Origin of the sequence: Microcoleus vaginatus FACHB-2002, from assembly GCF_040004035.1 — a bacterium.
In the GTDB taxonomy this organism is placed as follows: domain Bacteria; phylum Cyanobacteriota; class Cyanobacteriia; order Cyanobacteriales; family Microcoleaceae; genus Microcoleus; species Microcoleus vaginatus_C.
The window spans coordinates 43430-55301 of sequence record NZ_JAMPLN010000026.1 but is presented as its reverse complement, the minus strand read 5'-3'; the positions used below and the strand labels follow the sequence as shown (position 1 = coordinate 55301).

At 46.2% G+C, this 11872-nt stretch carries 9 protein-coding genes; 7 read left to right on the top strand and 2 right to left on the bottom strand.

The features are described from left to right. Positions 1-267: 267 nt before the first annotated feature. The 7 genes from NDI35_RS20935 (at position 268) to NDI35_RS20905 (ending at position 10471) form a co-directional block, all read left to right on the top strand. Entirely contained in the window at positions 268-3450 is a 3183-nt protein-coding gene (locus tag NDI35_RS20935) for a GAF domain-containing protein (RefSeq protein ID WP_445314411.1), read from the top strand. Positions 3451-3903: 453 nt separating this feature from the next. Further along, a complete protein-coding gene (locus NDI35_RS20930; protein WP_445314410.1) occupies positions 3904-4452 on the top strand; it encodes an inorganic pyrophosphatase in 549 nt (182 codons plus the stop codon). 160 nt (positions 4453-4612) lie between these two features. Further along, positions 4613-5959, top strand: coding sequence for a serine/threonine protein kinase (locus NDI35_RS20925; RefSeq protein WP_445314409.1), 1347 nt, complete (start codon positions 4613-4615; stop codon positions 5957-5959). A 159-nt stretch (positions 5960-6118) separates the two neighbouring features. Next, a complete protein-coding gene (locus tag NDI35_RS20920; RefSeq protein ID WP_445314408.1) occupies positions 6119-7693 on the top strand; it encodes a serine/threonine protein kinase in 1575 nt (524 codons plus the stop codon). A gap of 246 nt (positions 7694-7939) precedes the next feature. Then, a complete protein-coding gene (locus NDI35_RS20915; protein WP_006634582.1) occupies positions 7940-8452 on the top strand; it encodes an inorganic diphosphatase in 513 nt (170 codons plus the stop codon). A 523-nt stretch (positions 8453-8975) separates the two neighbouring features. After that, complete coding sequence (locus NDI35_RS20910) at positions 8976-9884, top strand: MBL fold metallo-hydrolase (protein WP_333345662.1); 909 nt, start codon at positions 8976-8978, stop codon at positions 9882-9884. A gap of 20 nt (positions 9885-9904) precedes the next feature. Then, the gene (locus NDI35_RS20905; RefSeq protein WP_445314407.1) at positions 9905-10471 is read left to right on the top strand and encodes a diheme cytochrome C; all 567 of its coding nucleotides are present in this window, start codon (positions 9905-9907) and stop codon (positions 10469-10471) included. A gap of 118 nt (positions 10472-10589) precedes the next feature. On the opposite strand, the gene NDI35_RS20900 is transcribed toward NDI35_RS20905, so the two are convergent. Both NDI35_RS20900 and NDI35_RS20895 read right to left on the bottom strand, forming a co-directional pair. Continuing rightward, on the bottom strand, positions 10590-11270 hold the full coding sequence (locus tag NDI35_RS20900; protein ID WP_445314406.1) for a hypothetical protein: 681 nt from the start codon (positions 11268-11270) through the stop codon (positions 10590-10592). Positions 11271-11294: 24 nt separating this feature from the next. Further along, the gene (locus NDI35_RS20895; RefSeq protein ID WP_445314405.1) at positions 11295-11855 is read right to left on the bottom strand and encodes a Uma2 family endonuclease; all 561 of its coding nucleotides are present in this window, start codon (positions 11853-11855) and stop codon (positions 11295-11297) included. Between the last annotated feature and the right edge of the window lie 17 nt (positions 11856-11872).

Here is an 11872-nt window from a genome sequence, read left to right as displayed (position 1 = left end):
CACAATGTCAAAATCACTTAATAAACCATTTAAACAAGATTCGCGATCTCTAAAAAGATTGCAGCACTCCCACCGCCTCGTTACTCTCCCACCCTCCGTTCAGCAGCAAGGCGAACTGAATTTCCCTTGCCTTGTGGCCGGAGTTCTGTAAACTGGGAAATACTTTCACACATACTTGAGTCTTGTGCGACAGGTGACTCACTAATCCACTTCCCCGCTCTCTTCGCTTAGAGACTAACCCTTACACTTAAGCTTCTGTAAAGGTCTATGAAATCTGCATCTTCCACCAATTACTCTTCTCTGGACAACGTGATTGATGTCGCTGTTGTCGGCGGTGAAAATCATCATCAGGAACATTATTCTCCCCCGGAAATTAGAAGCGGTGCAATTATCCCGCGCCAAGGAAACCTCTCCGGCATTCTCGACCTTCTAAATAAGCAAAGTTTCACAGTAGTAGTTAAGGAAGTAGAAGACAAACTTAAGGTTGTCAATCAAACCCTGGGAATGCTCGACAATATCCTGGAGAGCGAGGGATTTGATGCCATCCTCAACGAGATGTTGCAGTCGATTACCCTCAAAACAGGGGAATTGCTGAATGCCGCTCGCAGCACGATATTTTTATTAGACGAAGAAAAGAATGAACTCTGGGCGATCGTCGCTAAAGACGAAAATGGCAAAAGTCTAGAGATCCGAGTTCCCGCCCATGTGGGCATTGCCGGAGAAGTAGCCACGGAAAAAAAAGTGGTGAACATTCCTTATGATTTTTATAACGACCCTCGCTCTGCTAACGCCAAAAAAGTTGAGGAAACTACAGGATATCGCACTTATACAATGCTGGCGATGCCCCTGATCAACGAAGAAACAGGAGAGTTAGTAGCAGTAGTTCAACTGATTAATAAACTCAAACCCAACCACGAACATTATGGTACTTTAGAATCACAGATTGACAAGGCAGGATTTACTCAAGAAGACGAACAAGTTTTTCGAGAATTTGCCCCGTCGATTCGCCTAATTCTAGAGTCTTCTAAATCTTTCTACGCAGCAACTCAAAGACAACGGGCAGCGACAGCGCTGATGAATGCTGTCAACGCTCTTTCTCAGAGCAGTTTAGACTTAGAAGATACCCTAAAAAGGGTGATGGATCAGGCCCAAGAACTCATGAACGCCGATCGCAGCACCCTGTGGCTGATCGATGAAGATAAAGACGAACTGTGGACGAAAATCCCGTTCGCCGGCAGCCTGAAAGAACTTCGCATACCCAGAACAGCAGGTTTTGCAGGCATCGTCGCCGAATCCGGGGAACCGCTGCTAATTCCCTTTGACGTATACGATGACCCCCGCGCCGAAACAGCCAAACAAACAGACAAAAAAACTGGATACCGCACTTGCAGTATGCTTTGTATGCCAGTATTTAACTCGGACAAAAAATTGATTGGCGTCACCCAATTAGTCAACAAAAAAAAACAAGGAGAATTCCCCCCCTACAACCCCCAAGATTGGCCTCACGCCCCCGATCAGTGGAAAGCGAGTTTCAATCGCAACGATCTGGAATTTATGAAGGCGTTTAACATCCAAGCAGGAGTCGCCCTACAAAACGCCAAACTGTTTGCCGAAGTCAAACAGCAAGAACAAAGACAAAAAGATATGCTGCACGCCTTGACTAACGGCGTGATTTCTACAGATAAAAAAGGCAATATAGTAGCGACCAATCCCAGTGCCAAAAAATTACTGGGTGTCAGCGATGCAGAATTAGCCGAAGGTCAATCTTTGCGCGAGTTAATTAAGTTAGAAAAAGGCGATTTTGCCAAATGGTTTGATGCGTCTTTGTCTCCCGAAGACGATAAGGACCGCCAGCAGTATTACCCGGATCAAGTTTTGCTTTCCTTGGAAGGAGAAGGGCAGAGTATCAATCTCTCCATTAATTCAATGACTGACGCTACCGACCCCAACAAGGTCAACGGCGCGTTAGTCGTCATGGAAGATATTAGCAGCGCCAAGCAAATCAAAAACTTGATGTACCGTTACATGACTCCAGAAGTAGCCGAAGCTTTGTTAGCTTCAGGCGATACTGGATTGGGCGGTAAGCGCAAAAACGTTTCGGTGCTGTTCTCAGACATTCGCAGCTATACCACACTTACGGAAAAATTGCAAGCCGAAGAAGTGGTAGTGATGCTGAATAAATATTTTGAAGTGATGGTAGATGTCGTATTCGAGTACGGAGGGACTCTCGACAAATACATCGGTGACGCTCTGATGGCAGTTTTTGGCTCTCCAGCGCCCCTAGAGGATCATGCTTGGTGCGCCATGCAAACGGCGGTGAAAATGCGGGAAAAACTGGCGGAGTTTAATCGAGAGCGTATGGCACATGGGGAATTGCCGATCGGCATCGGTATGGGCGTGCATTCCGATGAAGTTGTCAGCGGCAACATCGGTAGTAGCAAACGCATGGAATTGACTTCGATCGGAGACGGCGTAAACCTCGCCTCTCGCTTAGAAGGCGCTAGCAAGCAGTACGGCACAGACTTGATCATCAGCGACAATACTTACCGAGATTATGCCGATCGCCTCTACGTGCGAGAACTCGACTTTATTACTGTCAAAGGCAAAAGCGAACCCGTAATCGTTTACGAACTCGTCGGCATCCGCGAGGGATACTCGCCAGTGGGCAAGTCACTAACCGAAACACAGCAACAAGTTATAGAACATTACACCAAGGGGCGCGAATATTACAAAACTCCAGTTAGCCAAAGACTCTCAGGAAGTGAGGTGAAAAACATCTTAAAGGATGTCGCCGAAATGCCAGAGGCAGAGATTAAGAAACTGTCCTACAATCTAGAGCAACAGTTGGAACACGAACTAAGGAAGCTGTTATATCAACTGCAAAAGCTGTCAGAGTACGACCCGAAAAACCTGTCCGAAGCAGACAAACTCATCGTACTGTTGCAGCCAGAAATCCAACTGCTGAAATTGGAAGGAATCAAAAACCTCTCGGAAGACGAAGCCAAAATGCTGCTGCAAGCAAAAATCAAGCCCTTATCAGCAGACGATATTAAATACTTGCAAGAAGGCGAAGTCAAAAAGCTCTTGGAAGCAGACATCTTAGAACCCTCAAATCCCCAAATCAAGAGGCTGAAACCCGCAGAGATCAGGCAGCTATTGCAGGCGAAAATTAAAAGTCGGGCTTGCGAGACAGTTGCAGAAATGTTAGATGAGGAATTTGAAAACCTGGGACTCGATCGGGTGAAAAAACTGCTGAGCGAGTTTAAGAAAGCCTTAGAACCAAAAGCCAAGCAAGCCTTTACAGACGCTAAACGCGAATTTAACGCCGTTCTGGAAGTTGACCCGAAAAACAAGGCAGCTAAATTGCACGTCGATCGCTGTATGTTATTTCAGCATCAGTTTTCAGATGTACTCAACTGGGATGGTGTGTGGAATCTCACAGAAAAATAGCAGTAGCCTACAGCAAATCCTCGCGGTGGCGCCAGGGTTCCGGGTGGGGGCGATCGCGATCGGGGGTGCGCCTCCCATCCCACCACCAATTAACCTTAATATCCTATTGAGGTAATTGTAAATAAGATCCAACAGGTAGTATGGTTATATAACCGGATTTGAACTTGCAAGCGAGATGCCGGGGTTTCGCCCTAGGTGTTTCCTTCGCACTACCTACCGCAACAAATTTAGCACTTCTATTATTTGAAGCGCTTAAAAATAGTTATGACTGGCGGCAGCGTTACCCGGTTTCTGAGAAAAATCTTGGAGAAAGGCGACGAAACATCCGCTCAAAAACCGGGTTTCTCACCCCGCCCGCGTAAGTCTTAATAGCGTTAGCAGCTCATAAAAAGAGCTTCCTTCGCAGATAGTCAATGTTCGAGTCTTAGATATAGAAAACCACTAGCGTCAGTTATGAATAATTGGAATTCGCAATCGGGAGATGTTGAGTGGGTAGATCAGGTTTACCAACTATTGCTGGAGATTGCTCGGAGCTCCCTGTCAGATATCCCCAGAATCCCGGAAAACATCACTGTTAAGGCTATCCCTCTGATCCAGAAGGTCCAAAGCATTCAGGAAAGACCTGACGGGCAAGTGTTCAAATCTGGTTCCTTTTCAGTAAACGATCACGAATGGGTCGATCGAGTCTGCCAACTATTGGTAGAACTAACCAGCGCGTCTTTGTCCGAACAGCCCAAAATGCCGGAAAACCTTGCAGGCAGATCTTTAGCCCTCGCCGATCGAGCACAAAAAATTAAAGAAGACATCGAAGAAAATGCAGCCCAAACCCCAGCAGATGAAGATGACAATTCTTTACAGCCTCCAGACGCGCTGCTTTCCCTCTTGCACCACAGTTTGAAAACTCAGCGCGCCAAAAGCTACAACCCCGATGCTCCCGAATGGCAGCAAGTCTTGAGCCTGCTCGACGTAGTGCAGTCAATTTACAAGCAAATCCAAAATTAAATTCAAGCTTAACTCAGGGGCGTCTTTATTGTGCACGATCGCTGGCTCTTAAAGGCAGTTGCTCTTTGACATAAAAATTTTTTTGCTGTAGCCCGAACATTTCCGATTATTGCACTTTTGTCAACTACACTAGGTTTAATCGGTTCTAGGGCAAGAGAACATGAGCGGAGAAAACATCGGCGATTTGTCAAAAGAAATATTAGCCGATCGCTATCAGTGCGATCGGCGGCTCGGCAAGCAAGCAGGAAGGCAAACTTTACTCGCCGGCGACTTAAAAACCCAACAGCAAGTAGTAGTCAAACTCCTCTCATTCAGCAGCGATTTTAACTGGGAAGACTTAAAACTGTTCGAGCGAGAAGTCGAAACCTTAAAATCCCTATCCCATCCCGCAATTCCCCGATATCTCGACTCCTTTGAAATCGACACGCCCCACCGCAAAGGATTCGCCCTAGTTCAGACTTACATCCCAGCCAAATCCCTACAAGAATATCTTTCAGACGGCCGCACCTTCAGCGAAAGGGAAGTCAAACAATTAGCCACAGCATTATTAGACATCCTCGCCTACCTGCACCAGCGACAGCCCCCGGTCATTCACCGCGACATTAAACCCAGCAATATTTTACTCAAGAATCGATCGGGTAACAGCGTCGGCGAAGTCTACCTAGTCGATTTCGGTGCAGTTCAAACCCTAGCCACCCAACAGGGAAAAACCGTCACCGTTGTCGGCACGTATGGCTATATGCCGCCGGAACAATTTGGCGGCAGGGCAGTTCCCGCTTCCGACTTGTACAGTTTGGGAGCAACCTTAATCGCCTTAATTACCAAGCAGCATCCTGCCGATTTGCCGCAGCAAGATTTGCAGATTGAATTCGAGCAATTCACCAAATTAAGTCCCGCTTTTACCAATTGGCTGAAGTGGATGACGCATCCCAGTTTAGATCGCCGTCCAGCCTCAGTCCAGAGCGCAAAAGAAGCTCTAGAAAAACCGCCGCAAATCAATAAATCTTCCCTGCCATTGAGGAAACAGCCCGTGTATCATCCCCTGGCCTTATTGCCTCGTGCGATCTGGTACAGTTTTGTTACCGGAGTTATAGCGGCAGGAGCTTGTGCACTTATTTACGGCTCCTTGTTTATGGGTTTGATGACAACGACGGGTTGGATCGGGATAACTTTAGGCGGGATAACGATGATAATTATGGCACTCTTTTTGAGTCTTCATTTCGGCTTGCTGCTGGGGTTGGGAAATGGAATAATCATAACGATCGTGACCCTATTCTGGTTTCATCCCCTCACTAACCCCAAACTTCACCGACAGGTTTTAAGTTCAATTAGTATGCTAATCTCCACCTTGATAACTATCTATTTCTTTAAAAATATGAATTTTAAACCTGAATGGGATTCCAATTATATTTTCTTTGCGATTGTACCCTCGCTAATTACAGCACTATCTCAGGGGGAAATTAGCAAGTTTATTGCCCGGGGGTATCAAAAAAACAGCGGACTGTAAACTTTAAAATAAGAGCGTGTATGGTTGATTATTTATCATTTTTAGCGGTAGTGAATAATCACAAACTACCGCCGAAATACCACACTTTTAGAATAAGTCAGGTATCTAATCTAATCAAAGCAAAGTGTTAAATTTAAAGTTAAAATAAAGGTCAACAACATGACTGGCAAAGTATTAGCAGAACGCTACGAAGTGCAGCGACTACTGGGAAAACAAACAGGTCGCCAAACGCTGCTGGCTCGTGATTTGCAAACTCAAAAATTAGTTGTCATCAAACAGCTATTTCTCGGTAGCGATTTTGAATGGCAAGATCTCAAGCTATTTGAACGAGAAGCGGAAACTTTAAAAGCACTTTCTCACCCAGCAATTCCCCGCTACCTCGACTATCTGGAAATTGACGAACCAGACAGTAAAGGATTTGCCTTGGTACAGACTTATGTAGAGGGAAAAACTTTGGAAGAGCATTTGCGATCGGGGCGTACTTTTAGCGTAAATGAACTGAAAGAATTAGTAAAAAAGTTGTTAGAAATTTTGAATTATTTGCACAAGCAAAATCCGCCTGTTATTCACCGCGATATTAAACCCAGCAATATTTTACTGCACAGCAGATCCGGTAACTCGATCGGAAAAATTTATTTAGTTGATTTCGGTTCGGTGCAGAACCAAGCTGCAAAATTTGGCGGTACAATTACAGTAGTAGGAACTTATGGATATATGGCACCGGAACAATTTGGCGGGCGCTCCGTTCCGGCTTCCGATCTCTACAGTTTAGGTGCAACTTTAATTTATTTGGTAACGGGTTTGCATCCCACGGAAATGTCGCAGAAGGATTTGAAAATTAAATTTGCCGATCAAGCCACGCACCTCAATCCTAGTTTAATTGATTGGCTGGAGTGGATGACAGAACCGAGTTTGTCAAAACGGTTATCTTCGGCCCAGGAAGCATGGCGCTCGCTCAAAAATCCCCGATCGATCGAGAAAACTCACAAAGATTATATAACATTGCAGCCACCTGGTAGCGAGATTAAACTCACAAAAAATTCGGAGTTTGTAGAAATTGTAATTCCGTCGCAGGAAGTGAGTTTGGGTTTAAGTGCCCTGCTTGTGACCGCGGTAGCTGCGAATATTGTCCCCTTCGGCTGTCTTTTAGTTTATATTTTAAATGCAATCAACGACGGCAGTAAAATCACTAATTTACCGATAGATAGTCAAGTTATTATTATGATAGCCGGCGGTTACTTAGCTCTGGTTGGAGTAATGTTAGCTAGGGTAGGAGTAATGTTTCTGTTGGCACTGTTTCGCCGAGAAATTCGCCTCAGAATCGATCGCAAGCAAATCTCCTATAGCAGCCATCTGCTGGGGTTGAGATGGAATCATGCCAAGCCAGCTCCCAGGAAGGAGATTTGCCAGTTGGAAATTCAACAACGTGAATATAGAAACAGCGGTATTGGTGTAAAAGTTATAAAAGTTATAAAATTTATGATTTTTGCTTTTTCAATCCCTAGAGAGTTATATCAAACGGCATCATTACTTATGCAGGAGGGCCACTCGGAACCGAAATTAGGGAAAGTCTATCAGATGATTGTTCAAGCCGGCAACCACAAATATCAGTTAGGACTGAAGGAGGGACTAAGTGAATCAGAAATCAAGTGGTTAGCAACAGAACTGAGCCAGTGGTTGAGATTGAAAATTCAAAGAACTTTGACAGACGGTCAAAAGAAGAGATCGATGTGAAAATATCTCCCTCGCCCAAACCAAGCATTCCCCTCTCAAACTGTGGGATGGGCGTCCCGCCCGTCCGTTCTCTCTTGTGTGGGATGGGCGTCTCGCCCGTCCAGGGTATTCCCCCAGCCGGCGACACACTCCCCCGCTTTCGGTCAATCTCATGCAGCCGAAAGGCCCGATCGCCCGTAAAATGCTATCAAAGGGATTTGGCAAGTAGCACTCATCCCAATCATCTGTTAACTTGGAGATATTGTTGTGGACTTATCGCTAATTCCGGCACAGCCGAAACCAGGACTGCTCAACGTCCTCATCGAAATTACTGCCGGTAGCAAAAACAAGTACGAATTTGATAAAGACTTGCAAGCCTTTGCTCTCGATCGGGTGCTTTCTTCCTCAGTCCAATATCCGTGCGACTACGGCTTCATACCCAACACCTTAGCCGATGATGGCGACCCCCTCGACGGCATGGTGATGATGGATGAGCCCACATTTCCAGGGTGCATAATCGCAGCCCGTCCGATCGGAATGCTGGAAATGATCGACGGAGGCGACAGGGACGAAAAACTTTTGTGCGTTCCCGACAAAGACCCCCGCTATGCTCACTATAAGTCCCTCAAAGACGTAGCCCCCCACCGCTTGGACGAAATAGCCGAATTTTTTAGAACCTACAAAAATTTGGAGAAAAAAGTCACGGAAATTCTGGGTTGGCAAGATGTCGATCAAGTAATGCCGTTAGTGGAAAAGTGCATCGCAGCCGATCGCAAATAAGCCCCTAGCCCGCACTCCTCGACTGCAACCCGACTAAAAACTCAGGGGGCCGAACTTAAGGCGATCGCTGCACGTCAGGGGATGCAGTCGAGGAACGGGTGGCTATAAGGTCAAATCAGTCGTCAATGCCGAGTCACCGGAACGGCATTCCTCAAAACCCCGCGCCGGCCCCAATCTTGAAAAAATACTACTCCTAGAGTAAGATGAAGCGCAAATTATACCCCTGGGGAATGCGTTCTACGTTTGAGGAAATTTTACCCTAACACTTAGATCGATCGGCGCTATCTTAATCTCAGAACACGGAACACGCCGGGCAGCCCGCATGATGCAAAAAATAATCTCTCAAGCGTGACATCTCCTACACCAACCCGTAAGGTTGAGAATTCTAACAGCCCAAGTGTTCGGCACTCGGATGGTTTCCCGATAAAGCGCTTGATTATAGTACAGATTGCTAAAAACTAAAAACTAAAAAGTAAAAACTAAGATTTCAACTCCCAAGTTCCTGCCGCCAAAACTAAAAAAAATGCCAGATTCCGCACCCTCTCTACCCAATCCACAGCCTTCCGATCGCAAAGCCACAATGGAAAATAGTCCTTTGACCGAGTTTGTCGTTCAGTTTTGGGGCGTGCGGGGCAGCATCGCCACCCCCGGCACCAAAACACTTCGCTACGGAGGGAACACCTCCTGTGTAGAAATGCGATTGGGCAAAAAACGCCTGATTTTTGACGGCGGCACCGGTCTGCGAGTTCTCGGCCTCAATCTGCTGCGGCAAATGCCGGTGGAAGCCCATATGTTTTTTAGTCATACTCACTGGGATCACATTCAAGGGTTTCCGTTTTTTACTCCAGCCTTTATCCCGGGGAACTGCTTTCACATTTACGGTGCGATCGCCCCCAACGGCACTACAATCAAACACCGTCTTGCTGACCAAATGGTGCACCCCAATTTTCCCGTCCCCATCCAAGTGATGCAATCAGACCTCAAATTCAACGATTTGACGCCTGGGGATATTATCGAACTCGACGATGTGAAAATAGAAACGGCACTGCTGAACCATCCCAACACCGCGATCGGATATCGAGTCACCTGGGAGGGACACACAGCCGTCTACTGCACCGATACAGAGCACTTTCCCGATCGCCTGGACGACAACGTGTTACACCTAGCTCGCAACGCCGACGTGCTGATTTACGACGCCAACTACACCAACGAAGAGTATTACGACTTCAAAACCCCAAAAGTCGGCTGGGGACACTCGACTTGGCAAGCAGGAGTAGAAATAGCGAAAGCTGCTGGAGTCAAAAAAATCGTGATGTTTCACCATGATCCGGGTCACGACGACAATTTTCTCGATCGTACAGAAGCAGAGGTGCAGGCAGCGTTCGCCAATAGCTGCTTAGCCCGCGAAGGCATGAGCATACCCGTGATTTAACCAAAAATAAATTCAGAATTATGAAACAGGAAAAACCCCGCAAACGTCGCAGAGTAGGCTTGCGGGGGCTTTACTCAACGTTGCTAGTGTTGATAATTGTCTGCTGTACCTGCGGCGGATGGGTTGCAGATCAGACTGCCTACTCTCGCACTCCCGCGCGACTTGCTCAGGTGTCTTCGATCGAGGATACTGGTACGGTCGATCGTATTCCCGATCGCTACCAACTCGGACAGCAACTGTACCTAGAAAACTGCGCCACCTGTCACATCGCTTTACCGCCGCAAGTATTACCTACAGAAACCTGGCGCCGGTTGCTGCAAGATCCCCAACACTACGGACAAACCATCAAACTGCTAGTAGACCCGCCCCGCCTGCTAGTGTGGAACTACCTGCAAACTTTTTCCCGTCCCCAAGCCAAAGACGAAGAACTCGCCTACCGAGTCGCCAGTTCTCGCTATTTCAAAGCACTGCACCCCAAAGTCAAAATGTCACAACCCGCCAATATCAGCAGTTGCGTTACTTGTCACCCCGGCGCATCTCAATACAATTTCCGCAAGCTTACCGCCGAGTGGCAAAACTCTCCGTAAGGAATGCAGGTACTTATCCACAAACTATTGAGTAGGGGGGTTATGCGCGCTGATTGGAGGGTGGGTTTATCGCCCGAAGGCAGATGAAGAGATATCAGACTTGGTGTTTGTAAATATTTCACGGATTGCTTTTAATTACTCGATAGAACGTAGTCTTACCAGGGTAATGGTCAAAAGCACCTTCAAAGCTCGCATCAGATAACCAATCAAATCGAGTGGTAAAAGGGGAGTTGGATAGAATGAGAGTACATTTATCGTTTGCACAAATTCCGATATGCCAAAGCCCTTTCTCATAGTCCGTACCATTAGCAACCGCGATGTTACCGCGTCTTGTATGACGTTGTTCTAACCGATGCCCGATTCCACCATCTAGAGCCTCAACAACGGATGGAACATAGAGAAGATTTTGGCCAATTTGATAGTTCAATGCTTTCTTCACAGCCATATTAACCATCCAAGCGCAGGCAAGTTTTCCATTACTGGTATGAGGTTCGTATTGACTACTTCTACCTAATAAATCAGGTGAGATCGCAGCCTGGAATATCTTCTCTGGAATGGCGAACTTTACAGGAATAGGTTGGTTTAAAGTCTGACCAGGTTGTTGAGATTGAATTATCGCAAGGAGACGACGATATTCTGTATCTGATGCTGTCAATATTGTTGTGTTTGCTTTGTAAGCATCATATGTAGCTTTAGCCCATCGCGCAGTTGGTTTTCCTACAATAGCTATGACTAATAGAACTCCGACAGTAACTAAAAACTCAACACTAGGCTTAATTTTTTTCTGGCTAATGCTCATATGGAATATGCTCTAAAATACCAACTAAACAGGCAAAAACAGTTCGGAAAAAATAATTTCCCTCTCAGGAAAAGCTAGCATTCTAATCGCCGCATTATCTGCAACAACTATCTCAGATTCATAGCCTCCCGGTGCAGGATTCCGGTAAATATATGCCTCCCGCGCCGCTACATCTAAAATCCAATATTCAGGGATATTTGCTCTAGAATAAATCGGGGCTTTTTCCCGGCGGTCAATTTGTAATGTCGCGTAAGAAACTTCAATTAACAGCAAGATTTCGCTAGGATTTGGGTGATGGTCGCTATAAGCACCCGGATCGATACAAACAACTGCTATATCTGGTTCCGGTTCCGAAGTTGCTAAAGTAATTGGCAACTGCACGCGAATTGCTGCTAAATCTCTTAGCAAATGTTGTAGATATCGATCGCTGCGTTGAGTTGTAGCAGCATGGATTGGTGTTTGGGGACTCATTTCAACAATTCTCCCATCTAGCAATTCAATCTTATCATCTTCATTGAGAATCCCAGCTTCAATCATGCGATGATATTCTTCGACTGTCCAGATTTTTTCTCTTGTTGCTGTCATAATCTGTGCCTGCAAAA